Genomic DNA, 24,374 nt, shown 5'->3' with positions numbered 1-24,374 from the left:
TTATTTGTAATAACTTGCGATTCATGTCAGACCCCTTTCTACTTAAGAAAACTCCTCTGTGGAATCGTCGTCAACTTCTCAAGTTGGGACTGGCAGGACTTGGCGTGACGGGAACGGCTTTGGCGGTGCAACAGTTTGCCCAAACGCGCCAGTTAACGGCGAAAGTTAAAGTGCCACCGCTTCCCAATGACGCCTCTTCCTCAGAGGACAACAGGATTAGCCCGATGGCCATGCTACGAAATTTTGATTATGGCACCGTCAAAAAAGACAACGGACGGACGATTCGCGAATTTCGGATTGTTGCCGGAAACAGTACTGTTCAGCTCAATAGTGCTGTATCTTTTGTGACTTGGAACTTCAATGGTCGCGTTCCAGGGCCAACGCTACGAGCCAAACAGGGCGATCGCGTCCGGATTATTTTCCTCAACAATGGTGGACATTCCCACAGTATGCATTTCCACGGCATCCACCCGGCTGAGGCTGATGGTATCAAACCCGTGCGTCATGGTGCGGCGACGATTTACGAATTTGATGCCGAACCCTACGGTGTCCATCTCTACCATTGCCACACGGCACCCGTCACACGGCATATCAGTAAAGGATTATATGGCATGTTCATCGTTGACCCTCCCCAAGGGCGTCCCCCTGCTGATGAAATGGTGATGGTTATGGGCGGTTATGACATTAACGATGACAAAAAGAATGAACTTTATGCCTTTAACGGGATGCCGAATTACTATATGGAGCATCCAATCCCCATTTACCAAAACCAGCTCGTGCGATTGTATCTGCTCAATATGATTGAGTTCGACGCTGCCCTCACCTTTCATATTCATGCCAACTTCTTCCGCGTTTATCCCACCGGGATGACTCTGAAACCGACGCAGGAAAGTGATGTGATTACGATGGGAACGGCAGAACGGCACATCCTGGAATTTGCCTATCCTTACACGGGTAAGTATATGTTTCATCCTCACCAAGATGCGATCGCGGAAAGCGGTTGCATGGGAAATTTTGAAGTCATCGCTCAAGGTTAGTGACTTCTTAGGTGATTAGTTGACAAAGATTCTTACTAGCTAGAGAATGAGAAGCTAAATTAATGTTGCAAAAAGATTTTATTAAGCAACTAAATTTCTCATGTCAAATTACAAATTTCTGAACCTACTATGAAGTCTATTTTCCGTTTCCTTGCTCTTGCTGTTGCCAGTACGTTGTTGGTCGTTCTAACGAACTGCGCTCCCTCACAGAACTCTGATGTAACCTCAAATTCTTCTCCAGCTAACAATTCCAGTCCGGCGGCAACTAGCACTCATCATTCCAGCAGTGCCAAGGATAAAATCAACATCAATACCGCAATTTTGTCTGATTTAGACAAATTAGAAGCCAAATTGGGGGTTCCAGCCCTCTCCAATAAAATTCAGGCCAGTCGTCCTTATGGCAGCCCTGATGAACTGGTATCCAAAAAGGTGATTGCTCAAGAACAGTTTGACCAAATTAAGGATATGGTCACCGTTGAGGATATCGTACTCACCGGGGAAGCTAAAGATGTCGATTACATGAGTAAGCTGGGCTTGATGAAAGGTCATCTGCTTGTAGCAAAAGAACTCCTAGATGCACAATTGCCCAAGCAAGCTGAGCCTCATATCGGTCATCCAGTTGAAGAAATTTACGTGGATGTGGAAGACCAACTCAATGAGCGGAAAGTCCCAGAATTTAAGAAGACGTTGATCAGCCTGCAAGACTTGGTGAAATCGAATTCTAAGGATACTAAAGTCGCAACGAATTTCGAGCAGTCCATGCAATCGGTCGATCAGGCGATTCAAGCCTTGCCAGAACAAGAGCGTCAATCGCCTCAATTCGTGCTACAGGTGATCAACGAGTTACTGGATGCAGCGAACTCAGAATATGGGGCAGCGATCGCTAATGGCAAAATAGCCGCCGTAATTGAGTATCAGGACTCACGGGGATTTGTCAACTATGCAGATACCCTGTTGGGTCAAATTTCCGATCCATTGAAAAAATCCAATCCCGAAGCCCAAAAAGCGATCGCCGACAGCATGACTCAACTGAAAACCGCATGGCCTTCCGCCCAAGCCCCACCCAAACCCGTGATGACTCCCGACCAAGTCTCCCAGCTCATCAAGACCATTGAGCAGAATGCTCAAAAGGTTCTTAAATCTTAAGCTTCAGAAGGTTCAGCCCAAACTATAGCTGTCGTCATAAGGGTATAGGACTTTCTTGAACAGCTCTTTGATCATTGACCAGTAATCCACATAAGAACCTTCTGCCTTCTGCCTTCTGCCTTCTGCCTTTTGCTCTAACAGCCTCTAATTTATAGCGCCAGAGAAAATCAAGCCTGATGAAACCGCTCGATTTAACAAAAATTCGGAGGTCTTTATCGGGGTTCGTTAATTCTCCTCAAGTAATTCTGTGCAGGTGTCGGTCTTGTCATTTACTATCTTGATGAAGCTGACAATTCTAGTTGCAGCCGTAGTTGTGGTGCTTCCTTTTAGACCAAGACCGTCTAGAATTATTTCCTGAATTTTTGAGGAGTTAGAAATGATGCGTTTTAATGCTCTGGTAGTTGCCAGTATCCTGCTGCTTGGGGGGCTAGCGGGTTGTAATCAAGAAGAGTCCAATGATGTCGTGTACTCAACACCTCAAGTCGTTCCCAAAAGACCGCAAAAGCAGAAGGCAGCGGCTCCGAAGCCCACAGCAGCAGCGAGTCCGGCGGCGAGTCCTGGTAGTAGTCCCGCAGCTAGCCCAGCAACAGGGAAGACAGCCGTCGCACCGGCGAATACTGCCAAGGCAACGGCTAAAGCGAATGATGGTGCCAAGGCAACATTAGCCAAGCTCAATGGCTATTTGCCCGCTGCTGTCAAGGCATTGCAAGCTAACGATATTGCCAAAGCTAAAGAATATGCTAAGGGTTTTAGCGATAACTGGCAGCAGAAGATTATTCAATTTCAGGTGAAAAACAAATCTAAAGCGGCCTACGACAAACTGGCATCAGGCGTTACCCAAATCACTAATACGGTGATACAGCCACCCAATCCAGACAAAACCAAAGCCATCACGTCGCTTCAATCCCTCTCGCAAGCCGTGACGGAGTACACAAAAAGCCCTTGAGGATAAGTTTTCTCGGATGATCCCACCTAGATAAAAACACTTTCGTTCAGGCGATCGCTCCCGCCTCTAGTGCTTTGTCTGATGGTAAGCCTTGAGACAAGCACTTAGATCGTCATGAGAGAATTTCAATAACCCATCAAACCAAATGCTCACCATGAAGGACCTCAATCTCAAAGCCACCACTGACATCCTCAACTCCATCATGGAATTTGAACTGGCTGGGGTAGTCCGTTATACCCACTATTCCCTGATGGTGACGGGTCCCTACCGCACTCCGATTGTGGATTTTTTCAAAGCGCAAGCCACAGAATCCTTACTCCATGCTCAACAGGCCGGAGAGATTCTCACCGGTTTAGAAGGACATCCCAGTCAGCGTATTGCTCCGATTGAGGAAAGTTACAAACACTCAGTGCGGGATATTTTAGAAGAAAGCCTCAACCATGAGAAAAAAGCCCTGAGTCTCTACAAGCAATTACTAGAAACCGTAAATGATTCCAGTGTCTATTTGGAAGAGTACGCCCGCACCATGATTGGTCAAGAAGAAATGCACAACATAGAAATTAAAAAAATGTTGCGCGATTTTAGTTAAGGGGTCAGTCGTTACTAATCAGTCGTCAGTGGTCAGTAGCCCAAGACCACTGATTAGTAGCCAAAGACTCACGCATAACGCATGACTAAGGACTCATAATTCATGGATTTTACTGCTGCTTTACCGACTTTTGTCATTACTCTACGCGAAGGCGTTGAAGCTGCCATTGTGGTGGGAATTGTTCTGGCTTGCCTGAAAAAAGCCAAAGCTGGACATTTGAACCCTTGGGTTTATGCGGGTGTCGCCGTCGGACTCGTCGCTAGTGCCTTGGTTGGGGTCTTATTTAGCTGGGGGATTCAAGCCTTGAGCGCAACCTATCCGCAGTATGCGCCTGTGATTGAGCCGTTGCTGGAGGCTGTCTTTGGCGTGATTGCGATCGCCATGCTGAGTTGGATGCTGATTTGGATGACTCAACAGGCCAAATACCTGAAATCAGAAGTTGAAGGTGCTGTCACTTCTGCGATTCAACAAGGGAAGGGTTCAGGTTGGGGCGTCTTCACCCTGATTCTGATTGCTGTCCTACGAGAAGGGTTTGAGACGGTTCTGTTTATCGTTGCTAAATTTCAACAAGGGTTGATACCTGCCCTAGGAGCGATTGCTGGAATCGCAGTAGCTGCCGGAATTGGTGTATTGCTGTTTAAGTGGGGCATCAAAATTAACATCCGCCTCTTCTTTCAGGTCATGGGGGTTTTGTTACTCCTAATTGTTGCTGGTTTAGTCGTCTCTTCTTTATCACATTTTGATGAATCCATCAAGACATTAGCCCAGATGGATCGGAAATCAGCCGATTTATGCTTCTACTACGAACGGTTTGCGAAAGACCATTCCTGCATTTTAGGCCCGATCGTTTGGAATATGAGCAGTGTTTTACCCGATGATCAGTTTCCCGGTATCGTGCTTAAAGCCTTAATTGGCTATCGGGAAAAAATTTATCTGGTTCAATCCGTAGCTTACCTGTTGTTTATGTTCACCATTGGCGGACTTTATTTCAACAGCTTAGCGGTGCCAGCCGGTGCTAGTGTTCAGCATGAGAAATCCGCGAGCCGGAAGTAATCTCAAAGCTCGTTTTAGACAAATGGGTTAGCTAACAGTTGCAAAAATCTGGTGTGACATTGGTTAAGAATAGCGATGGCAATGATTATCTTCTCTTTATCTTTGTGGAAAACTCGTCATTTTCTGTGGAAAAGTACCCCGATCTGTGGAAAACTAGGGGTCTACTGATTGAATTTCTGACTCAAAGCTAACTTGATTGGACTGGTAATCAGGTGGCTCAACATGAATCAAAACTCGAACAGGACTAAAGCGTTCTTCTAGTCGCGATTCAACTTCTTCGGTAATTTTGTGAGCGGTTTCCACCTCTTTCGCTTGGACAATTAGGTGCATTTCAATGAAGACTTGACGCCCCAACAGACCGCGAGAAGCAATATCATGGCAGTTGATCACGCCGGGAACTTGCAGGGTAATATCCCGAATGGCTTCGGGTGCGATCGCCATTTCATCCACTAACCAGGGCAAATTTTCTTTTATTACCTTCCAGCCACTCCAAAACACTAACAGAGCAACCGGGAAAGCGAAAAGTACATCGAGCCACTGAAGTTGGGGTAAATGTAACACTCGTGCCTGCCAAACCCCAATTAATCCAAGCAGGACGGTAATGGTCACCCAAACATCGCTCATGGTGTGTTGAGCATCAGCGATCAAAATTGGGCTACCCACTCGCTGACCCACACCTCGCTCATAGTAGGTTACAAAAATATTTACCCCTAATACAATTAACAGCAACCACAGTTCTGGGGCAGAAATATTGACAGGAGTAAGACCCTGAAAAATCCGCTCGATTGCTCCTTGAAGAATTTCAAAGCAGGCGATACCTAAAAAGGCCGCAATTCCCAGCGCACCCACCGCTTCAAATTTCTGGTGTCCATAGGGATGAGTGCGATCGGGTAAAGGGGAAGAAAATCGACTGGCCATTAAACCTAAAACATTGTTCGCACTATCGGTCACACTATGGAGAGCATCTGCTTGCAGGCTTAGAGACCCTGTCCAAAATCCCACAACCGCTTTTAATCCCATCACGAATAGATTGAGCAGTAGGGTAATCAGTAAAACCTTACGAACTTCAGAGCGGTTATCTTGCACCACAGATGCCACCCCATTGAATTAACATTTATAGCCTTTAGTTTAGTCTGTAAAATGCCTGAGACTTCCTTCGTTTGGGGGCTGATGGTTCTATTAACATCTGCAAATGGGTGGGATTGTTGAGAGTATTTTTAATAAAAATGCACCGATGAACCCATTGTCTGGTAAATTTTTCCAGGGACTCAATTACAACTTCTTGCATTAAAACTCTCATATTAAGATTTATTACGTATGCCTCCCACTCCGCTAAAACTTAATCTTGTCGAAGGTTCTGTGTCGTTCGCCTTCACGGCTGATGCGGCTAAAGAGTTACAGCAAGCGATCGCCCAATTGATGCAAAGCCTGAAAGCCGCGACCCAGGCAACCGGTGGCGGTGGCAAACCCACGCCTCAAAAACCCATGGAATACCGATATTCCGGGGATGTCTTTCTGGAAATTTTCTGCAATCCTAATATCTGGCCGAGTCCCTTTGCAGCTAAAGTCCTCGTTACACTCCGTGACGAGCGCATCCGTCTAACGACAGAAGCGGAGTTGACTCGCGTGATCGATGATGTTAATCAATACCTGGAGCAAGTGGGCTGAAGACTTGAGAACATACACAAAAAGTCTAGCTAACGGCAAGCCATAGAGTCCAACAGGTCAATAGGCATAAGTCCTAGAAAGAGCGAACGGCCTTATCTTCTTAGCCATTTGCCAAAAACGATAGATTATAAACGAAGTCATTCGTTCAACCGGACTGGGTACTTAGATGAACTCCAACAATCTCCTAGATTTGCTACAAACTGGATTGCGTGTCTCCTTGGGAGCAACGACATCCCTCGTCGAAACGCTCGGCGACTCTCAAAAGCGTGAGGAAAGCTTGTCTCAACTGAGGTTAGAGTTCAGCCAACGGGTCACTGAGTGGGCTGAGAAAGGAGCCATCACTGAGCAAGAAGCCCGAAGTTTTATTGAGCAGATGTGGAGGCAACAAAGTACTCCAGGGCGTTCCTCTGCAACGGAAACACCAATTGATATTTCTGTTACACCACCAACAACCGCTGCCTCACCCAATGCACAGTTGGAATTAGAAGAATTGACGGCACAAATTGCTGCCATTCGTACTGAGTTAGAGAAATTACGGAACTCGGACTCAGATAGTTAGACTGACCCTCCATTGGTTAGGCTTGAGCAAAAATACTGCGCCATAACCTATAGGGTTTGGCGCTAGGTGACTTAAGGCAGTTAACAGCAAGTTCAATACCTCCCACCCTGATCAGAACTATTTGATTTTCGCGGATTAGATGCAATGGGTTTAGGAGGCCAGATCGTCGAGGTAGCGGATGAGTTGAGGATGAGGCACCGAGTCAGTCGATCCGTTACATCTGTTACCTTTCACCGAGGAGTCCATCGAGAACACCTTCTATAGATGGGGGCAGCCTTGGCACTATGATCACTGGCACTATGATCACTGATCTTCTCAAGCCTTCTAAAATAAGCAACGCCCTTTAGGGCGCACTGAATTTTTACAGCTTAAGAGGATAGAAAATTCGTTTCAAGCTTTTCCCATAAATTTCGGCAAATTCGATCGTCCTAAAAGTCTTTTTGATTACGCTTAGGTGTCCCAAAGTTTGCCAAGGACTAGGAAAATTTTCCTAGTCATTAGGTTTTGTTCTCCTTCCCATAAAAAATATTAATCATTATCCCATTCTTCAGAGCCGATCAAATCGGCAATGCGGTCTCTGAGCAAGAAGTCGCAACGTTCTAGCTCACACTCTACACAAACCCACTCCCGTGCGGGAATGTACTGGCAAAGGACGTAGATAGGCTGCTGACGGCTAATGATTCCTCTTTCCACTAGGTGACGCGCTTCGTCTTGGATGACATTGATGGAGTACTGAATTGTAGGTGTAGAAGGCACGGTGTTAATACTCATGGTAATAGGCAGGGAAATAACAAAGCTACGATTAAATATAATCGAATATTCGCTAGCGTGAAAATAAATTTAGTTCCGTATAGAAAGTTACGAATGAATTCTCTTTTTGAATAAAAATCGCAAAAGGTTAAGAAAATGTCAAAAGCCGATTTTTCCTCTCTCAAGGATGAAACCCATACGCAGCAAGCGTTACAACAAATTGAGTGGGCGTATCTTCCCGCGAAGAGAGTAAAAACCTCATTTAAGACTTAAACAAAACTTAAACTAAATAGGTCAGTGGATTAATTTGGAGAGTCCTGATGAAACCACCCTTGAAGCCGGGATCACTTGAGTTTGGGGCATTTTTTCCTAAGGAAACGTATAGGTGTAGCCACTCAGGTATCAGAAACTCTCAAAATAAGAGCTGCCATAGATTATGAGAAGGTGTAAAGTATCGTTGCATAAAGATTCATTAAGCCATTCTTCCGGAACAGGTGATCGTCAAGTATTCCATCAAAACGAGTTGCTCAGAATCCACAATTGTAGCAAAGAGGAACAAGAGGTATGACGGTCTTGGAATTGAAGTTCGTCATATAGTTGAGACGAATGGTAATCTCTGCGAGTACTATAACGCCCCAAAGACCAAAAACCTCTGGCCTATCGTCAAACGTCCCCTGTGAGGGTTCCGACGCTAGACATTGGAACAGGTCGCTAGACAACCGCACTACAATCATCTATGCAACCTGTTGTTCGAGAGCAAAACGGTTGAGAGCCGGCAGAGGTTTCAGTGCATATTTCAATCTTCGGCCTCAGGGATATCGTCTTCCAGCTCCTTGCTCTGACGCTCTTCACTGAGCTGATCGAGAAGTGTCAACATGCGATCGCCTCTTTCTAACCCTCGGTCTTCGATAAAGATCACCTCTGGTGTTCGGCGTAGGCGAATCCGTTGACCCAATGCACGACGGACATAACCTGTGGCGGACTTTAGCCCAGCCATGGTTTCTGCTCTTGCTTCATCAGTGCCATAGATGGACACATAGATTTTTGCGTGCTGGAGGTCGCCAGATACGTCTACATCGGTAACGCTAACCATACCAGCCCCCACTCGGTCATCTTTGATTTCGTGGAGTACCATTTGGCTGACTTCTTGCTGAATCAGCGAGGCAACGCGAGAAACACGGCGACTTGTAGGCATAACGCCCCCTTTGTTACACTACAGACAGTCGCTTCCAACGAGCTATAGTAGTTCACTAACAATAATATTGACAGGCATTGAATTTTTGTTACGTCAGTCCCCAGGGAGATTACGTTGTTTCTACTTTTCCCTCAATCTCGATTAACGATTAATGTGAACTCCCCCGTTTAAATAGGATTCAAACCTAGCATAGCTCGGAGGGTGAAAGCAATGAAGAAAAAGCCGGCGACCAGAACCCCTGTCAAGGCGATCGCTGTGAGAGGGCGCTCAAATAGAGGCTTCAGTCGCTCAAATAAGAAATAGAAGATCCCCAAGCTGATGGTGATAAAGAAGCGGGGGTAGCGAGAGACATTTTCCCAAAAATCTTTCATTTTCCTAAAAAAGTTTACAAGGTTACTTTTTACTGTTAGCACTTGTGAGCGAGATCGACAAGCCATCAAGTTAATTTAGTGGTTTGCTATCATCGCCGTACTTGTTGTTGTCTTTTTTACAGCTACAGTCTTTGATTAATTATTTTCTAGTCGTGATATTTTATCATTTATTTTTTGCAAAACCATAAATTGTAATGTTTAGTGTGATGTCTTAATTCATAGTTTAGCAAGAAAGTAGACTTGAATTCTTCACTAAAGACTTGCCGTTGATTAAAGTAATTATACAAATTAAAGGGCAATCCGCCTTTAGGAATTAACCATAAATCTATTTTACATGAACTTAGAGCCTTCAATGTTTCAGTTGGTATTCCTTTCCTTAAAAATTCCGAATCCATCATAGAAACGGCATCAATGAAGTAAGGATTCCCGTGATATGTTAAAATCGGTCGATAATAGGTTAAATCATAATCGCCCCCATAGCCCATTCCAATAGTAATGCCTGAATAAGATTGAAGGATTTCATTAATTTCCTGAACGGGTTCATCGTGGTATTTGCTTGATAAATCAATAAATCTGATTTCATTGACTGATGCTCTTATTAGAGTAACTGTTAACAAAGCGCCAATTAGACTTATGTAAAGGCAATAGGAATACTTATTAATGTCCTTGAAGGAACGTTTTCTTTCCACGGCAATTGCTTGAGATAAGGTCAATGCAAACAAATAAGCCCATGGGGGTATCAAAGGAAGTAAATGGTTCATTCCTGCACCCTGTTTGGAACCTAGGATCGCTACACCAAGAAGGCTGACCAAAATGGAAAAAATAAAATATTTATTATTTTTTAGAAAAACATTAAATTCATTATTATTAATAAATTTAAAATAAATAAATAAAAATAGTAGAGGAGCCAATAAGTAGAGTGACCAAATTATATTTCCCTTTAATAGGTTAAGCGACAACCCCTGTTCCCCAAACTCATTTAGCCAAATGATGTAGTTTGTCAGAGATACTTGGGGAAAACCAATAAAAGGTATAATTACCAGAATTAGAGAACCCAAAATTGAAAATAAAACAGAGTAAATTCCATGGCGAAAATAAAATAAAATATAAATCGGTAAAAAATAAAGGATGCCATGAATTTTTAAGTTTACACTAATACCTATCGATAAGGCAGATCCTAAGATTGCCAGCCATGAAGTTGTTCTAACTGCCGTTAGCAACCCTAGCGCTACGAACATAATTAGGAAAGAATCGCTTCTGTTCCAAAAAGTAGCTGCGGCAAAATAAGAATAAATTGAAATAAAAATTAAACTTATATAACCTGAACAAAAAATTGCGATTTGAAGACCTACTATTTTTTTTAACGCATAGAATAGCAATAATAGACTTAGACCACCCGCTAATATGCCACCAATTTTTGCAGAAAATAGACTGGGCTTTAGTAGATTCAAGAAAAATCCATTAATAACATACAGCATTGGGCCATAGGGAATACTGTAGCGCTCAGCAGATTCTAATTCATGATAAATAGGCTTGCCTCTTTGAAAGAGCCAGGAAACCGTAGCTATGTTCGCTTCTGCATGGTCAAAAAAATTATTGTGTGTAGCGTAGAGAACTAATAAAACAATGTAATTAACGATTAAGAGACAAGCCGCAATCAAGCTAATTTTGCTATTAGGAAGAGATAATTTGTTTTTAAATAATCTATAATTTAAAATACTAATGATAAAATAGACGAACGTCACTAAAACAAAGAGATATAAATTTGAATGATTAAGATTTGCCAAGATGTGCATTTTTATTGATTAGACTCAAATTTTGCCCTGATCATTTTTTTCTAACTACGGCAGACACCGATCATAAAAATATAGAAAATAAAATTGTACTCACTCATCACTAGTTTTTAAGATCAATGCATACGATTGTTCAGCCAACTGTTGTGCCTCGACCGTTCCTAAAGTGGGCGGGTGGTAAGAGCCAGCTTATTCAGCAATATATACATTATTTTCCTAAAGCCTTTAAGACTTACTATGAACCTTTTCTCGGAGGTGGTGCTGTCTTTTTTCATCTTAATCCACCATCAGCTATTTTAACAGATATTAACGCAGAGCTTGTTAATGTTTATCGGTGTGTTAGAGACAATGTTGAGGAGCTAATTGTACTTTTAGAAGAACATCAAAGTAAACATTGTAAAGAATATTATTATGATATACGTCAATGTAAAGGCATCACTCATCTGGAGAAAGCTGCACGTCTTATCTATCTCAACAAAACTTGCTTTAATGGTTTATATCGAGAGAACTCTCAAGGTCAATTTAATGTTCCCGTTGGCAAATATAAAAATCCTAAAATTTGCAACCCATCTTTACTAAGATCAGCCTGTTTTGCACTTCAGAAGGCTCAGATTAATGTGAATAATTTTGAGTACATCCTTGATTCTGCGAATAGCTGTGATGACTTTGTTTATTTTGATCCCCCTTATTATCCCATCAGCCCTACTAGTAATTTTACGGCTTATAGTCGTTATGCTTTTAAGCCAGACGACCAGATAAAACTCAAAGAAGTTTTTGCTGAATTAGCTCAACGGGGTGTCAAAGTTATGCTTTCTAATTCGGATTGTAATTTTATCCGAGAACTTTACCGTGATTTTCAAATCCATGCAATATCAGCTACTCGATTAATTAACTCTAAAGCCAGTAAACGAGGTAAAATTTCGGAGGTTTTAATTACATCTTATTAAAGATGGTTGTTAGCCCAAATCATAAAATGGGTTAGGTTATGTACAGCCAATAAATTGGGATTACAATCTACTTGTCTAGTTAGCCAATTTATAGCTCCTTTTTTCATTCCTTCACCATCAATCAACACGACTGTAGGAGAGGGATAACAAGTCTGTATATTTAAATTGAGGTAGGGAAGTTTTTCATCTACTGAGCCACCCGCTTGCTGCCATTTGCATTCAACAATAAGACCATCGGGAATGGATACAGAATTAAAAACATAAAAGTCTACGTAAATCGCTGTTCCATAAATTCCCGAACCAATATAAACCTGTTTAGAGTATCGTTTGGGTGGCTCATGCGAGTATAGCAGCCAGTCTCGTCGTCGTTTTTTAGGCAAATCTCGACAGATTTCGGTATATCCATGTACCTGTAAGATTGTTTCAACCGTTTTTTCTAAAACATTCCCAGAAATGACGGCTCTACCACCCTGATTCATGGTTCTTTGTGAGTGACACGGTGACCAGTTAAACAAAGATTACCTCTATCAGGTCTCTTTTGCTAGTTCTCGGCCTTCAAAAGAAGGCTATAAAAAAATGTTGATTCTTGGATTTTATTTATAGCAGTACAAAAATACTATATAAATGAAATATCGACTTCATCATACAGGCCATAGGATAAAAGCATGTGTGGAAGATTTAGTCAGAGCCAATCAGCAGAGACAATCACCCAGGTTTTTCAGGTGGCGGTTCCTCCCCTGACACCCCGATACAATATCGCGCCGACTCAGTCGGTGGCTACGATTCTACAAACTCCAGAACACCAAGACAGGCAGTTCAAAATGTTACATTGGGGACTGATTCCAAGCTGGGCGAAAGACTCAAAAATGGGATCACGGCTCATTAATGCTAGAGCAGAAACGGTGGCAGAGAAACCATCATTTCGCAGTGCTTTCCGGCATCGGCGCTGTTTAGTACTAGCCGATGGTTTTTATGAGTGGCAGCAACAGGAGAATCAAAAACAAAAGCAGCCGTATTATTTTCGTTTGCAGGATGGATGTCCGTTCGCGTTTGCTGGCTTGTGGGAACGTTGGCAACCTGTTGACGGTGAGGCGATTGAGTCTTGTACTCTCTTAACTACGGAGGCAAATGAGTTGATGCGTCCTATTCACAACCGAATGCCAGTGATTCTTGACCCAAAGAACTATGATTTGTGGTTGAACCCACAGATGAAGCAGCAGGAGTCGTTAGAGGCTTTACTGTGTCCTTATCCAACTGAAGAAATGACAGCTTACCCAGTTAGTAAGGTGGTAAATAAACCCGTCAATGATAGTGCCGAGTGTATTGAGAGACTTGAAAGCCCATGAAAACACGAGAGGGCGTATAAACAAATAAACTCCCTAAATCCATGCCTCAGAGAAAAATGGATGGGGAGAGAGCCTAAGTTGTATGAATGCAACTCACTATTAATTAATCACGTCTTTTGTTTCTGTAGCGAGACATCCTCTTAACCTGCTTTTGTCGGGCAATGGCTTTGCGCTTGCGTTTTTGAATAGGCGTTTCAAAGTGACGATGCTTCTTCATGTCTGGAAAAATTTCCGCTTTGGAAACTTCTCGCTTAAATCGACGTAAGGTTGCCTCAATCCCTTCATGTTCGCCTCTGATCACTTGAGCCATCCCGCTTCCTCCTCTGATTGAGTGAATTATTAGCCAGCTTAGCGCTTAAGCGTCCAGCCGGTCATCAGCAAAAAAGGACAGACTCTTTGCCTGCCCTTCAGACTTTAGAGTTTCATCTTCTCTCTCAACCCATTAGTAGCGTCGAGAAGATTTAAAGTTGTTGGAGCGACTACCACCGCCAAAGGGTTTATTGTCTTCGCGAGGCTTCGCCTTATTAACCTTCAGGTTTCGACCCATCCACTCAGCGCCATCAAGAGCCTCAATCGCTGCGGTTTCTTCTTCGTCTGTTCCCATTTCTACAAATGCAAAGCCCCGCTTACGACCGGTCTCTCGATCTTTAGGCAATGTAACATTATTTACAGTTCCGTACTCGGCAAAAACTTCTCTTATGTCTTCTTCCGTGACATCATAGGAGAGGTTGCCGACATAGATTGACATAGAGCAGCTCCGAAATCAGAAGGTGTGGAGAGTTAGATTCGGAGACCGGTTTGATCTAATAAAAACAAACTTTTCAGCCGAATATAATCCTTAAAGAAGATTGTAACAGCATTCAGGCAATATCGCAACCCCAAGAAGGATTGACGATAAAGTCTTAAAGTGTTCACCCGATTGGGTGATCCAGTTGTACGAGGGCATTTGGCGTTGTTGTCAGCCAGCCTAGGGATAGAAACAATTTATATCCCTATCACAATTCGCATTAGGAGCTTCGCGGGGCCTGAACTCCTACTAGGACGGGGGAGCATGGATTATACGATTTAAATGCTGATTAGATTACTGGATCTCCAGATAGCTAAATTTAGCTCAATTTATGCTCTTTTAGGAGTAAATTTAATTTCTTTAAAAACGTCATAATTAACTTTATTCGCAGGCTAGAATAATCAGCTTAATGATTACCTTGGTTCGGTATAATCATAGCGAAAACAGAATCTATATCTATATCTATACCCCCTTTATCTCTATATTCTCTCCGAGAGCAAACTCTGTGCTTCTGTGGACTACTTTGGCAACCCGCTACGCTTCTACCAAAAAAAAGGGTATAGTCAATCCAAGTTCGGCATGATTAAATCGACCGGAACTTTACTAAAACTTTAATCTCTAATTTTTTTATTAGTACCAGAATCGCGCATAATTATCCTTTTGGGATACAAGTATCTCTTGAACAGTCAATTCCATTCATGAAGGAGTGCAATGGTGAAAAGTTCTTGCGTTTCGAGTGTGCATTGGCTGTTTTCAGCAATTAGACGAAAATATTCAGTCTGAAAGTTGGATTGGGAGCATCTAAAATGTGCACCATTTAAAGAAGGGTGAGGAGGGTTTATATCTAAATGTTCCCCTGTTTACCCGCCGATTGTATTTTTACAAAAACGGTATGATCCCTTTGGATTGACGATTTTAATCCAGCTAATTATAGAATTATAATTTAACTCAATCATCAGCTATAATCAGCCATATTTTTTATTCTTGGGTAACAATAAAGCTTTGATGAGTCTCTGTATAAACTAAAAAATTTAACTTAATCTGAGCTACGTTAGAGCTAAAACTGCTTGCTTGATGGACTGGGATTACGAATAGATGATGCTCAAAGTCTTACAAATATTGTCTGACAATTTTTTTATTTCCAATGGATATAACCGTCTCTGGGAATCGAGCATCTTTAGGGTTCAGATCGACAATACTTTCATCATTATCTTTTCTTCTTTTTCCATTTTCCTAATTTTGGTTCATTTCCTTCGGCAGCGCCCTGACATGCCTTCAGAGGAGGCTCTGCAACAAGCCAAAAACCAGCTAGAAATACGGGTTGAAGAGCGAACCCAAGAATTAAGGCAAGCCCTAGCGGAACTGAAGGAGGTTATCCTCCAGCTTCAATGGGAAATTGGGCAGCGCCAGCAAGTGGAAGCCTCTCTGCGAGAGCGAGAAGAACAGTATCGATCTGTGGTTGACAACGTCAAAGAAGTCATTTTTCAGACCGATGTTAATGGATATTGGACTTTTCTCAATCCGGCTTGGAGTGAAATTACCGATTTTGCGATCGCAGGTAGTCTCGGTACTTTCTTCTTAGATTACGTTCATCCTGATGATCGGCAACGCAACTTATACGAATTTCAACTGTTAATTGCAGGCAAACAAGAATACTGCCGCCATGAGGTTCGCTATCGGACTGCCTGTGGTAGTTATCGCTGGATTGAGGTATTCACCCAATTAACGTTTGATGCTAACCGTAAAATTACAGGCACTTGTGGCACCCTTTACGACATCACGGAGCGTCATCTGAGCGAAGAGGTACTGGCAGAGCGGGAACGTTACTTAGCCGCCTTAGTCGAAGTGCAACGTCGGTTACTGGCGTTTGAGAAGGACACTCAGCAGGGGTTGATCAAACAAAAGCCGTACAACGAGATTCTAGAAGTCTTGGGGCAAGTTGCCGATGCCAGTCGTGTGTATGTGTTTGAAAATTACCGAGATGAGCAAGGACGTCTGCTCATGAGTCAGCAGGCAGAGTGGTGCGCTCCAGGGATGCCGCCCAAAATGGAGAGCCAGACGGTACAAAACTTAAGCTATGACGACGTTTTCCCCCGCTGGAGTCAAGTTTTGTCGCAAAACGAAATTATTGCGGGTATTATTACCGAATTTCCCGAATCGGAACGTGTCGTTTTAGCACCTCAGGGAATCCTTTCGATTCTAATTTTGCCCCTGACAGTAAATGGCACCTTTTTCGGGTTTATTGGTTTTGACAATTGTACAGAAGGCCACCCTTGGCAGGCATCAGAAGTTGATTTGCTCACCAGCGCAGCGGCGGCAGTGTCTCTGTGGAACGAAAGTTTTTTGGCCCAACAAGCACTGCGCCAAAGCGAAGCGGTAAATCGTGCTTTACTGGAGGCGATTCCCGACGCCTTAGTGCGAATCCATCGAGATGGGACTTACCTAGACTTCATCCCTGCCAAAAATCGCCAGACGCCGATTTCTGCTCATGCGTTTCTGGGGAAAAAAATCGCTAGCTTGTTGCCACACGAATTAGCACTTAAACTGAGTGCCGATGTAGCAGCGACGCTCTCGACAGGTAAGGTTCAAGTTTCAGAAGCACCAATACAGATTAAAGGCGAACGACGTCATTATGAAATTCGCAGCGTTTTCTATAGTCAAGATGAAGTCCTGATCATGGGGCGTGATGTGACTGAGCAGAAGCAAGCTGAGGCCGCATTGCGAGAGAGCGAGGAGCGATTCCGTTCCTTAGTGGATCATATCCCTGGTGTCGTTTACCGCCGTGCCTACGATGCGGACTGGACCATCGACTTCATCAGCGATTTCATGGAAGAGATGATAGGTTATCCGGCGGCTGACTTTCTCCACAATCAAGTCCGGACATTTACGAGTGTGATTGCTCCCGAAGATCGAACCAGGGTGGAGCGGGTTGTAGCCGAGTGTATCGCACTGCGAAAGCCTTATGTCATAGAGTATCGACTGGTTGGAAAAGACGGAAGTATACGATGGGTCTACGAGAAAGGTCAAGGTGTATTTGCCGCAGACGGTAGTTTGCTGTGTTTGGATGGCGTACTCTTCGATATTACGGATTACCGAAAAACACAGGAAGATTTGCGCTTAAGGGAAGAGCAATTCCGCCAGTTAACGGAAAACATCCATGAGGTTTTCTTTTTGACGCTTCCTGATCTGAGCCAGATCCTTTACATTAGTCCTGCCTATGAGGATCTTTGGGGGCGCACAACCCAAAGTCTATACGAGCAACCTCAATCTTGGTTAGATAGTGTACATCCAGAAGACCGCGATCGCGTCGTCGCTGCCTTGACTCCCCATCTCCAACAGGTGCAAGATTTTGATGAGGAATATCGGATTGTGCGACCCGATGGTTCAGTGCGTTGGATTTGGGTGCGTGCCTGCCACATCTTGCATAAAGTGGATTCGCCTGCCCGAATTGCAGGGATTGCGGAGGACGTTACAGAACGCAAGTTAGCGGAAGTCGAGATTCTCAATGCCCTCGCCAAAGAAAAAGAACTGGGCGATCTCAAGTCTCGCTTTATTTCGATTACCTCCCACGAGTTCCGGACGCCATTAGCGACGATCATGTCTACGGCGGAGTTACTGGAATACTATGAATGGACACAAGAGGACAAAGTGGAGCAGTTGCATCTGATACAAGATGCAGTCAAACACATGCTCCAGTTATTGGAAGATTCGCTATTTATTGGCACCGCCGAAGCTGGGCAAGTTCGATTCAATCCAGAACCGCTAGTACTCAATGAGTTCTGCCAAGATTTAGTGACCGAAATGCAGCGAGGGATGAGTTTAAACCCAACGCCCTCAGGCATCCCACACACCCTAACGTTGGTATGTCGGGGTCACAGGTTCTTAGCTTGTATGGATAAGAAGCTGCTCAGGCAACTGCTGAGTAACTTACTGTGCAATGCCATTAAGTATTCTCCAGCAGGGGGTCAAGTTCACTTTGAACTGACTTGTCAGGATGACAAAGCGATTTTTCAAATCCAAGATCAAGGTATAGGGATACCAAAAGAAGAGCAATCCCGACTTTTTGAGTTTTTCTACCGGGCTAAAAATGTCGGCGCGATCGCTGGAACAGGACTAGGGTTAGCAATTGTTAAAACCTGCGTTGACTTACATCGGGGTGAGATCGCTGTAGAGAGTGAAGTGGGAATAGGAACGAGATTTACCGTGTCACTGCCCTTAAAAAACCATTTCTCTCTGCCCATGCTCAATTGTCTGCCACCTCACCCCCATCAACCCACACGATTGGGAGACGCAAGTTAAATCACACAACCGATGAAGTCCGCTCTTGTCAAGCCAGGGTTAAATCAACAGCTCACTTCATCGCCACAAAACACTTCCGTCACGTTATCGTGTCAATTTAACCTATTTGAAGGACTCAAACCGATGTATAAAATTCTCGTAATTGAAGACGAGCGATCCATTCGGATTAATCTACTTAAACTCCTGAGTGCGGAAGGGTTCCAGGCCATCGGTGCAGAGAATGGTAGCCGTGGAGTGCAGCTAGCGCGTAGTGAGCAGCCTGATTTGATTATTTGCGACATTCTCATGCCCATTCTGGATGGTTACGGTGTCTTGAAGGTGTTGCAACAAGACCCAACCACCGCGAGCATACCCTTCATTTTTCTTACCGCCAAAGCGGATCGCGCCGATTGGCGTCAGGCCATGACTTTAGGGGCAGATGATTACCTCACCAAGCCATTTACCAGGGCTGAACTCCTAGAAGCGATTGCCACTCGACTGCAAAAAAAGGCTTCTTTGGCTCAGCGACATACTCTTGAACTGGAGCAGACACAAGCTCAACTGGACTACCTGCTGCGTTATAACCATTTGACTAACCTGCCCAATCAACTGTTATTGGAAGAGCGGTTTAATCAGTTACTCGCTCAAGGGAATACCCGCAAGCGCAAGATTCCCCTGCTCTCCATTGGTTTTGAGCAACTCAAACGGCTGCACAATACCCTTGGGCCCACCAGTGGGGACTTGTTAGTCAAAGCCATTGCAGAACGTCTTCAGAATTGCATCAGTCCACTGGATACTATTGCTCATTTAGGTGCGGCTCAATTTGTAATTCTGCTGACCTCAAATACTCATCGCGGTGAGGTGGCAAAGATAGCGGAAACTCTGATTGAGGCTTTTTCCTCTCCCTTGCTTGTGGGTACTCATGAACTTTTTCTCAGGGCTAGGATTGGGATTGCTTTCTTTGGTCGCGATGGGCGCGATATTGATACCTTAATCAAACATGCCAGTGCAGCGAGAGAAGAAGCCCAGAAGCTGGGAAACACAGCTTATCAGTTTTACATCGCCTCAATCGGGACTCAATCTCAAGAAGAACTCTTACTAGAACTTGAGCTGCGTCAAGCTTTGGAACGCCAAGAATTTCAAGTTTACTATCAGCCCAAGGTGAATTTGCGAACCGGAGAAGTTGAAGGGGCAGAAGCCTTGGTGCGTTGGCTTCATCCAGAGCGAGGCTTTATCTCGCCGTCTGAATTTATTCCTTTGGCAGAGAAGACGGGTTTCATTATCCCATTGGGAGAGTGGATTCTCAAGACCGCTTGTGTCCAAGCTCAAGGCTGGCAAACCGCTGGCTTACCCCCGATTCGGATCGCGGTGAATTTATCCGGACATCAGTTTAGTCAACCCCACCTAGGTGAGTTAATCGTTGAGATTCTTAGAGAAACTGGACTTGATCCCAGGTATTTAGAGTTAGAACTCACGGAAAGTACGGTCATGGAAAATCCTGACGTGGCGATCGCAACGTTGAGCGAATTAAAATCCCTCGGTATTCAAATCTCCATTGATGATTTTGGCACAGGTTATTCATCTTTAAGTTATCTGGGACAATTGCCTTTCGATATTTTGAAGATTGATCGTTCATTTGTCTCTTCGCTGACACAAGATGCTAAAAATGCGGCAATTACAACCGCGATTCTGCAAATGGCTCAAAGTCTGAATCTAAAAGTCGTTGCGGAAGGAGTGGAAACTGAAGCTGAACTCGCCTTTTTCTATGGGCATCAGTGCGATCAGATTCAGGGTTATTGGTTCAGCCCTCCTTTATCCGCCCCCGCCTTTGAAGAGGTACTCAGTGGTAGCAAACGCCTGCCACTCTCGTCGAGTTGAGAGCGATTCACTGGCAGCAAAACGCTTACAGCAGATTGCAGGTTGATGAAGTACAGTAACAGCAATTGACCAATCAATGTACTTTATTGACTTGCAACCTGCTGTAACTCATTACCCGACTAAATCTGGAAACACCTGCTGCACGGCTGGGTGAACGAGCTGATAGTTCTGGATATTCAGACCTTTACCCAATGCAGAGTCGAGTTTTAGAGCGCCTAATCCGTGATTCGCCAGCTTCAGGACGTAGGGAAGTGTACTATTATTCAGTGCCTGTGTTGCTGTCCAAGGTACAGCTCCCGGCATATTAGGAACACCAAAGTGGACAACCCCCTCCTCGATATAAGTGGGATTGCTGTGAGAGGTGGGTCGTAATGTCTCAATGCAGCCGCCTTGATCGACGGCAACATCAACAATCACCGAACCCGGATGCATCTTTTGCACTAGACTCCGATGCACCAAAATGGGTGCCCGACGCCCTGGGACTAAAACCGCACCGATGAGTAAATCGGCCTCTGGAACCATTTCATCAATAGACGCAGAATTACTATAGAGCAGCTCAACTCTGGAACCGAACAAGGTTTCTAGATAAGCTAAGCGATCTACATTCACATCAAAAATTTGCACTTGGGCACCCATCCCCACGGCAATTCGAGCCGCTTCTGTGCCGACAACACCACCACCGATAATCACCACTTTACCGGGTCTAACGCCGGGAATCCCACCCAAAAGAACACCCCGTCCTCCCTGTTGGCGCTCTAGATACCTGGCTCCAAATTGCACGGCAAGGCGACCTGCAATGATGCTCATGGGCGTGAGTAAGGGCAGTTTCCCATCGGGAAGTTCGACCGTTTCATAGGCGATCGCACTCACTCCACAATCAATCAAGTGCTCTGTTAGAGAGCGATCCGCTGCTAAGTGTAGATATGTAAACAGCAGCTGTCCTTTTTGCAGAAACTGGTACTCTGGCTTCAGTGGTTCCTTGACCTTGACCACCAGTTCCCGATTCCAAGCTTCAGCGGCCTGCGAGACAATGCTGGCTCCTGCCTGTTCGTAGTCTTCATCCGTGAAACCCGCACCAACCCCTGCACCCTGCTCCACAAAGACCCTATGGCCAGCTTCGCTCAGTACCCGGACGCTACTGGGACTTAAACCGACACGAAATTCTTGGTCTTTCGTTTCTCTAGGGACACCTATTTCCATCTTTTTACCTCTATTAAATACCGATGCTTTCCTGACGGCATTCCGCAACGGTGAATAATGAATTCGGACACCTTGTAAGAGTTGCTGAGTCTGATCTTGCACCAGTTGGCGACAGCGTCTAGTCTGCGGCGACACAAATCTCGTTCACCGATGCATTCGGCTCAAAACGAATAGCCTACTAGCATTTTCAGTACAAGACTTGAACAAATTGAGCCGCCTTCAAACCCTCCTTGTGGGATCGAGCCTTGAGCAGACGGCTGCTATCTTCAAGAGGTCTTAAATACCAGTATGACCATTAAAATTTGTGGGCGGAATAACCTCTTAGCTAGAAAGTGCCTAGGGGTAAGGCACTGAAGAAAATTTTCCTGATCCCCAATCCCCGAATCTAGACTTGACAAGGATTCATTCTTGAAGAACGATTAAAATTGTTAAAGGATTGTAACTAAGAAACGTGAGGCAATAAAACAATGACCCAGCCCAAACCAACCACAACTCCCCAGCTAGAAGAACCTAAGTTTGGCTTCAACGACTATGCAGAGCGATTAAATGGTCGAGCTGCGATGATTGGTTTTATCTTGACTGTGATTATTGAGTACTCGACGGGTCAAGGATTACTAACCTGGCTGGGTTTGAAATAGAATCACAATTCGACTCTAACTCAGTAGAAACTCTTGAGGTCTTTCATCCGTCTTGTGAAACTTGAACAGACTAACCCATTGGTCAACCATCTATTTCTAGGTGAATCCAGAAAATTCATGACGCGGCCTAACCCAGTGACTAGGGTTGTCAAAGGTGAGAAGACGATGAAAAATCTAGAGAATCAGACCTCTAGCTACTGCTCGTTGTTCGGACGCGAATGAGATAACCTGGAAGTAGATTAAATACTTAGTAAAATAGAGTAAGTAACAAGCCGTGATGAATGCTTTATTGCCTCGAATTTTAAAGGCGGCTTACCGCAAAGAGCCAATTTCTAGCTTTATTGTTATTGTCGGATCGGTAGACGCTGTGATTGGCGGCGTAGGTGAACGCTGGTCGTTGCTCAGTTTTGGGTTGATGATGGTGGTGCTAGCTGTAGCACTTCGTTGGTGGCAAAGTCAGCGTCGAGAGACTGAACTAGCCGATCAGCCTGTAACACACTATCTTCCCCCATCCTCGTCGCGACCGGCCTTACCAATCCTGAGTACGGCGAAGCGTCAGCCGCCTCGCTAGGCGATGGGCTGATAATCGTTTCAGGATCATGCCCTGTTGTCACAGGCTTTGAGCGATTAGCCTGGGCAAGCACTTAACTCACGCTTCTCGTTCACCCCAACTCAAAAAACGATGGGCAACTCTGCTCTCGATAGTGAAGCGAAACCCGATCAACCCTTTCCCAGTAATGCCAAACATCCCATGAAGGGGAAGAATTCCTCTGATACACAGGCGAAGAGACAGATAGGGCACAGCGATGCGGCACAGAGTGTCCATCATCAACTTAAGATTGGCGAAGTTGCCAATCTGACAGGCATGTCGGTTAAGACAATTCGCTACTATGAGGAGATTGGTCTGCTCGAACCGACAACAACTCGTGCGGAATCTGGCTACCGTCTGTTTAACAGCCAAGTCCTCAATCGACTCGCATTTATTAAGCGATCGCAATCTTTAGGACTCAGCCTTAGTGAGATTCGCGACATCCTAGGAGTCCACGATTCCGGTGAATTGCCTTGTGGGGCAGTAAAGCAACATTTACTGCTCAAAGTAGAGGCGATTACGGAGCAAATCGAAGCCTTAGAAATTCTCAAATCGGAACTGTTGGGTTTACTTTCTGGCTGGCAAGAACAACCCCCCAGCGATCGGATTGCCCAGACAATTTGCCCCAACATTCAAGAACCTATAAGTGATTGAATTTTCACGCGGGGGAGTAAGATATCTAGCGATGCGTCTCTCAACGGCTGCAATATAGCTATGGTACCTCTACGTCAAACCTTATCCTTGCCGGATATCCAAATTTCTTACCTAGAGTGGAACCAGGGAAATGTTCCCTTATTGTTGTTGCATGGTTTAGCAGACCACGCCCTCGTTTGGTCAAGCTTGGGAGATTACCTATCTGAGCATTACCATATTGTTGCACCCGATATGCGCGGTCATGGCGAAAGTAGCAAGCCGGATAGGGGTTATACCTTTACCGATGCGATCGCAGATTTAGAAGCCTTAATGGAACACCTGGGGTGGTCTGATGCTCATGTTCTAGGTCACTCTTGGACTGGCAAAGTCGCACTGATCTGGGCACGACAACATCCACAGCGTTTGCGAAGTATGATTCTAGTCGATCCGATTTTTGTCTGGAAAATGCCCAGCGTAATGAAGGTTACTTTTCCCCTACTGTACCGTGTATTGCCGTTTCTCCAGGGCATGGGACCATTTGCGAGTTATGAGCAAGCCTTAAATCAAGCACGTCAGTTAAATTTATATCAGGGATGGAGTTCCTTGCAACAGCAAGTTTTCCAAGCCGGCATTGAACAAAAACCGGATGGTGGTTGGGGCAGCAAGTTTACGATCCCAGCCCGGGATCAAATTTTTGAGGACGTAATGCGGGTTGCAGGGTTGACTGACTCAATTGATATTCCCACCCTGTTTATCCAACCCGAAACAGGGGTGAACCGCAAAAATTGGCAACTCAAACCCTACAAAACTTACTTAAAAAATTTACAACTTTGCCAAGTTCCTGGTAATCATTGGCCGTTTTTGTTAAAGCCTGAAGCCTTTAATCAAACGGTTCAAGCTTTTTTACAAAAGCAGAGAGAGCATAACTCTACCTCGGAAACCCTTTGTGATGTTTAATTTTGGCTGAGAAA

The 24,374-nt window shown here is 44.5% G+C and carries 24 protein-coding genes; 15 read left to right on the top strand and 9 right to left on the bottom strand.

What is annotated here, in order from left to right; all coding sequences use genetic code 11:
* The first annotated feature begins 23 nt into the window (after nt 1-23).
* The 5 genes from MIC7113_RS04910 (at nt 24) to MIC7113_RS04890 (ending at nt 4,771) form a co-directional block, all read left to right on the top strand.
* Complete coding sequence (locus MIC7113_RS04910; protein ID WP_015181067.1) at nt 24-1,037, top strand: multicopper oxidase domain-containing protein; 1,014 nt, start codon at nt 24-26, stop codon at nt 1,035-1,037.
* Between the two features lie 129 nt (nt 1,038-1,166).
* Nucleotides 1,167-2,183, top strand: a complete 1,017-nt coding sequence (locus MIC7113_RS04905) for a ComEA family DNA-binding protein (RefSeq protein WP_015181066.1) — start codon at nt 1,167-1,169, stop codon at nt 2,181-2,183.
* A gap of 376 nt (nt 2,184-2,559) precedes the next feature.
* Nucleotides 2,560-3,129, top strand: coding sequence for a hypothetical protein (locus tag MIC7113_RS04900; protein ID WP_015181065.1), 570 nt, complete (start codon nt 2,560-2,562; stop codon nt 3,127-3,129).
* A gap of 154 nt (nt 3,130-3,283) precedes the next feature.
* Nucleotides 3,284-3,718, top strand: coding sequence for a ferritin-like domain-containing protein (locus tag MIC7113_RS04895; protein WP_041780466.1), 435 nt, complete (start codon nt 3,284-3,286; stop codon nt 3,716-3,718).
* Between the two features lie 102 nt (nt 3,719-3,820).
* Complete coding sequence (locus MIC7113_RS04890) at nt 3,821-4,771, top strand: FTR1 family iron permease (RefSeq protein ID WP_015181063.1); 951 nt, start codon at nt 3,821-3,823, stop codon at nt 4,769-4,771.
* 153 nt (nt 4,772-4,924) lie between these two features.
* On the opposite strand, the gene MIC7113_RS04885 is transcribed toward MIC7113_RS04890, so the two are convergent.
* Nucleotides 4,925-5,860 (bottom strand): cation diffusion facilitator family transporter, encoded by a 936-nt coding sequence (locus MIC7113_RS04885; RefSeq protein ID WP_015181062.1) that lies wholly within the window; start codon nt 5,858-5,860, stop codon nt 4,925-4,927.
* A 228-nt stretch (nt 5,861-6,088) separates the two neighbouring features.
* Between MIC7113_RS04885 and MIC7113_RS04880 the strand changes: the two genes are divergently transcribed.
* Together MIC7113_RS04880 and MIC7113_RS04875 are read left to right on the top strand one after the other, a co-directional pair.
* Nucleotides 6,089-6,439, top strand: coding sequence for a hypothetical protein (locus MIC7113_RS04880; RefSeq protein WP_015181061.1), 351 nt, complete (start codon nt 6,089-6,091; stop codon nt 6,437-6,439).
* A 166-nt stretch (nt 6,440-6,605) separates the two neighbouring features.
* Entirely contained in the window at nt 6,606-6,998 is a 393-nt protein-coding gene (locus MIC7113_RS04875) for a hypothetical protein (RefSeq protein WP_015181060.1), read from the top strand.
* A gap of 528 nt (nt 6,999-7,526) precedes the next feature.
* On the opposite strand, the gene MIC7113_RS04870 is transcribed toward MIC7113_RS04875, so the two are convergent.
* The 4 genes from MIC7113_RS04870 to MIC7113_RS04855 all read right to left on the bottom strand — a co-directional run bounded on the left by MIC7113_RS04870 (nt 7,527) and on the right by MIC7113_RS04855 (nt 11,110).
* On the bottom strand, nt 7,527-7,769 hold the full coding sequence (locus MIC7113_RS04870; RefSeq protein ID WP_015181059.1) for a DUF4327 family protein: 243 nt from the start codon (nt 7,767-7,769) through the stop codon (nt 7,527-7,529).
* 775 nt (nt 7,770-8,544) lie between these two features.
* The gene (gene rbfA, locus MIC7113_RS04865) at nt 8,545-8,943 is read right to left on the bottom strand and encodes a 30S ribosome-binding factor RbfA (protein WP_015181057.1); all 399 of its coding nucleotides are present in this window, start codon (nt 8,941-8,943) and stop codon (nt 8,545-8,547) included.
* Nucleotides 8,944-9,110: 167 nt separating this feature from the next.
* Nucleotides 9,111-9,314, bottom strand: coding sequence for a DUF751 family protein (locus tag MIC7113_RS04860; RefSeq protein WP_015181056.1), 204 nt, complete (start codon nt 9,312-9,314; stop codon nt 9,111-9,113).
* Between the two features lie 167 nt (nt 9,315-9,481).
* Nucleotides 9,482-11,110 carry a hypothetical protein gene (locus tag MIC7113_RS04855; RefSeq protein ID WP_015181055.1) on the bottom strand — a complete coding sequence of 543 codons (1,629 nt, stop codon included), beginning with the start codon at nt 11,108-11,110 and terminating at the stop codon, nt 9,482-9,484.
* A 116-nt stretch (nt 11,111-11,226) separates the two neighbouring features.
* Between MIC7113_RS04855 and MIC7113_RS04850 the strand changes: the two genes are divergently transcribed.
* Nucleotides 11,227-12,054 carry a DNA adenine methylase gene (locus tag MIC7113_RS04850; protein WP_015181054.1) on the top strand — a complete coding sequence of 276 codons (828 nt, stop codon included), beginning with the start codon at nt 11,227-11,229 and terminating at the stop codon, nt 12,052-12,054.
* Here the strand turns inward: MIC7113_RS04850 and MIC7113_RS04845 are convergent.
* Complete coding sequence (locus MIC7113_RS04845; RefSeq protein WP_015181053.1) at nt 12,051-12,533, bottom strand: PD-(D/E)XK nuclease superfamily protein; 483 nt, start codon at nt 12,531-12,533, stop codon at nt 12,051-12,053. The two genes, MIC7113_RS04850 and MIC7113_RS04845, sit on opposite strands and share 4 nt — an antisense overlap.
* Nucleotides 12,534-12,719: 186 nt before the next feature.
* Here MIC7113_RS04845 and MIC7113_RS04840 point away from each other — a divergent pair, with 186 nt between their 5' ends.
* Nucleotides 12,720-13,400 (top strand): SOS response-associated peptidase, encoded by a 681-nt coding sequence (locus MIC7113_RS04840; protein WP_015181052.1) that lies wholly within the window; start codon nt 12,720-12,722, stop codon nt 13,398-13,400.
* Nucleotides 13,401-13,503: 103 nt separating this feature from the next.
* Here the strand turns inward: MIC7113_RS04840 and rpsU are convergent, their stop codons facing one another.
* The gene (gene rpsU / locus MIC7113_RS04835) at nt 13,504-13,710 is read right to left on the bottom strand and encodes a 30S ribosomal protein S21 (RefSeq protein WP_015181051.1); all 207 of its coding nucleotides are present in this window, start codon (nt 13,708-13,710) and stop codon (nt 13,504-13,506) included.
* Nucleotides 13,711-13,842: 132 nt separating this feature from the next.
* Nucleotides 13,843-14,148, bottom strand: a complete 306-nt coding sequence (locus MIC7113_RS04830; RefSeq protein WP_015181050.1) for an RNA recognition motif domain-containing protein — start codon at nt 14,146-14,148, stop codon at nt 13,843-13,845.
* Nucleotides 14,149-15,456: 1,308 nt separating this feature from the next.
* On the opposite strand from MIC7113_RS04830, the gene MIC7113_RS33050 reads away from it, so the two are divergent.
* Together MIC7113_RS33050 and MIC7113_RS04815 are read left to right on the top strand one after the other, a co-directional pair.
* Entirely contained in the window at nt 15,457-18,486 is a 3,030-nt protein-coding gene (locus tag MIC7113_RS33050; RefSeq protein ID WP_172642225.1) for a PAS domain-containing sensor histidine kinase, read from the top strand.
* A 123-nt stretch (nt 18,487-18,609) separates the two neighbouring features.
* Nucleotides 18,610-20,343 carry a putative bifunctional diguanylate cyclase/phosphodiesterase gene (locus MIC7113_RS04815; protein ID WP_015181048.1) on the top strand — a complete coding sequence of 578 codons (1,734 nt, stop codon included), beginning with the start codon at nt 18,610-18,612 and terminating at the stop codon, nt 20,341-20,343.
* Between the two features lie 111 nt (nt 20,344-20,454).
* Here MIC7113_RS04815 and ald read toward each other — a convergent pair whose 3' ends face one another.
* Nucleotides 20,455-21,543: an alanine dehydrogenase gene (ald, locus tag MIC7113_RS04810; RefSeq protein ID WP_015181047.1), complete on the bottom strand. Its 1,089-nt coding sequence runs from the start codon at nt 21,541-21,543 to the stop codon at nt 20,455-20,457.
* Between the two features lie 467 nt (nt 21,544-22,010).
* Here ald and MIC7113_RS37195 point away from each other — a divergent pair, with 467 nt between their 5' ends.
* The 4 genes from MIC7113_RS37195 to MIC7113_RS04790 all read left to right on the top strand — a co-directional run bounded on the left by MIC7113_RS37195 (nt 22,011) and on the right by MIC7113_RS04790 (nt 24,360).
* Nucleotides 22,011-22,181 carry a hypothetical protein gene (locus MIC7113_RS37195; RefSeq protein WP_015181046.1) on the top strand — a complete coding sequence of 57 codons (171 nt, stop codon included), beginning with the start codon at nt 22,011-22,013 and terminating at the stop codon, nt 22,179-22,181.
* Between the two features lie 277 nt (nt 22,182-22,458).
* Nucleotides 22,459-22,752, top strand: a complete 294-nt coding sequence (locus MIC7113_RS04800) for a hypothetical protein (RefSeq protein ID WP_015181045.1) — start codon at nt 22,459-22,461, stop codon at nt 22,750-22,752.
* 222 nt (nt 22,753-22,974) lie between these two features.
* A complete protein-coding gene (locus MIC7113_RS04795; RefSeq protein ID WP_041780463.1) occupies nt 22,975-23,424 on the top strand; it encodes a heavy metal-responsive transcriptional regulator in 450 nt (149 codons plus the stop codon).
* A 60-nt stretch (nt 23,425-23,484) separates the two neighbouring features.
* Nucleotides 23,485-24,360, top strand: a complete 876-nt coding sequence (locus MIC7113_RS04790; RefSeq protein WP_015181043.1) for an alpha/beta fold hydrolase — start codon at nt 23,485-23,487, stop codon at nt 24,358-24,360.
* The last annotated feature ends 14 nt before the right edge of the window (nt 24,361-24,374 follow it).

This window comes from Allocoleopsis franciscana PCC 7113, from assembly GCF_000317515.1.
Classification (GTDB): Bacteria; Cyanobacteriota; Cyanobacteriia; order Cyanobacteriales; family Coleofasciculaceae; genus Allocoleopsis; species Allocoleopsis franciscana.
Note: the sequence above shows the minus strand (reverse complement) of the source record. Positions and strands in the feature narration are given on the sequence as shown.

What these genes read in the sequence shown, in the direction of transcription:
- rpsU (WP_015181051.1), bottom strand. Translation starts at nt 13,710, where the DNA reads ATGGCTCAAGTGATCAGAGGCGAACATGAAGGGATTGAGGCAACCTTA.
- MIC7113_RS04845 (WP_015181053.1), bottom strand. Translation starts at nt 12,533, where the DNA reads ATGAATCAGGGTGGTAGAGCCGTCATTTCTGGGAATGTTTTAGAAAAA.
- MIC7113_RS37195 (WP_015181046.1), top strand. Translation starts at nt 22,011, where the DNA reads ATGACCCAGCCCAAACCAACCACAACTCCCCAGCTAGAAGAACCTAAG.
- MIC7113_RS33050 (WP_172642225.1), top strand. Translation starts at nt 15,457, where the DNA reads ATGCCTTCAGAGGAGGCTCTGCAACAAGCCAAAAACCAGCTAGAAATA.
- MIC7113_RS04880 (WP_015181061.1), top strand. Translation starts at nt 6,089, where the DNA reads ATGCCTCCCACTCCGCTAAAACTTAATCTTGTCGAAGGTTCTGTGTCG.
- MIC7113_RS04860 (WP_015181056.1), bottom strand. Translation starts at nt 9,314, where the DNA reads ATGAAAGATTTTTGGGAAAATGTCTCTCGCTACCCCCGCTTCTTTATC.
- MIC7113_RS04815 (WP_015181048.1), top strand. Translation starts at nt 18,610, where the DNA reads ATGTATAAAATTCTCGTAATTGAAGACGAGCGATCCATTCGGATTAAT.
- MIC7113_RS04855 (WP_015181055.1), bottom strand. Translation starts at nt 11,110, where the DNA reads ATGCACATCTTGGCAAATCTTAATCATTCAAATTTATATCTCTTTGTT.
- MIC7113_RS04905 (WP_015181066.1), top strand. Translation starts at nt 1,167, where the DNA reads ATGAAGTCTATTTTCCGTTTCCTTGCTCTTGCTGTTGCCAGTACGTTG.
- MIC7113_RS04790 (WP_015181043.1), top strand. Translation starts at nt 23,485, where the DNA reads ATGGTACCTCTACGTCAAACCTTATCCTTGCCGGATATCCAAATTTCT.
- rbfA (WP_015181057.1), bottom strand. Translation starts at nt 8,943, where the DNA reads ATGCCTACAAGTCGCCGTGTTTCTCGCGTTGCCTCGCTGATTCAGCAA.
- MIC7113_RS04875 (WP_015181060.1), top strand. Translation starts at nt 6,606, where the DNA reads ATGAACTCCAACAATCTCCTAGATTTGCTACAAACTGGATTGCGTGTC.
- MIC7113_RS04830 (WP_015181050.1), bottom strand. Translation starts at nt 14,148, where the DNA reads ATGTCAATCTATGTCGGCAACCTCTCCTATGATGTCACGGAAGAAGAC.
- MIC7113_RS04895 (WP_041780466.1), top strand. Translation starts at nt 3,284, where the DNA reads ATGAAGGACCTCAATCTCAAAGCCACCACTGACATCCTCAACTCCATC.
- MIC7113_RS04870 (WP_015181059.1), bottom strand. Translation starts at nt 7,769, where the DNA reads ATGAGTATTAACACCGTGCCTTCTACACCTACAATTCAGTACTCCATC.
- MIC7113_RS04910 (WP_015181067.1), top strand. Translation starts at nt 24, where the DNA reads ATGTCAGACCCCTTTCTACTTAAGAAAACTCCTCTGTGGAATCGTCGT.
- MIC7113_RS04800 (WP_015181045.1), top strand. Translation starts at nt 22,459, where the DNA reads ATGAATGCTTTATTGCCTCGAATTTTAAAGGCGGCTTACCGCAAAGAG.
- MIC7113_RS04900 (WP_015181065.1), top strand. Translation starts at nt 2,560, where the DNA reads ATGATGCGTTTTAATGCTCTGGTAGTTGCCAGTATCCTGCTGCTTGGG.
- MIC7113_RS04850 (WP_015181054.1), top strand. Translation starts at nt 11,227, where the DNA reads ATGCATACGATTGTTCAGCCAACTGTTGTGCCTCGACCGTTCCTAAAG.
- MIC7113_RS04890 (WP_015181063.1), top strand. Translation starts at nt 3,821, where the DNA reads ATGGATTTTACTGCTGCTTTACCGACTTTTGTCATTACTCTACGCGAA.
- MIC7113_RS04840 (WP_015181052.1), top strand. Translation starts at nt 12,720, where the DNA reads ATGTGTGGAAGATTTAGTCAGAGCCAATCAGCAGAGACAATCACCCAG.
- ald (WP_015181047.1), bottom strand. Translation starts at nt 21,543, where the DNA reads ATGGAAATAGGTGTCCCTAGAGAAACGAAAGACCAAGAATTTCGTGTC.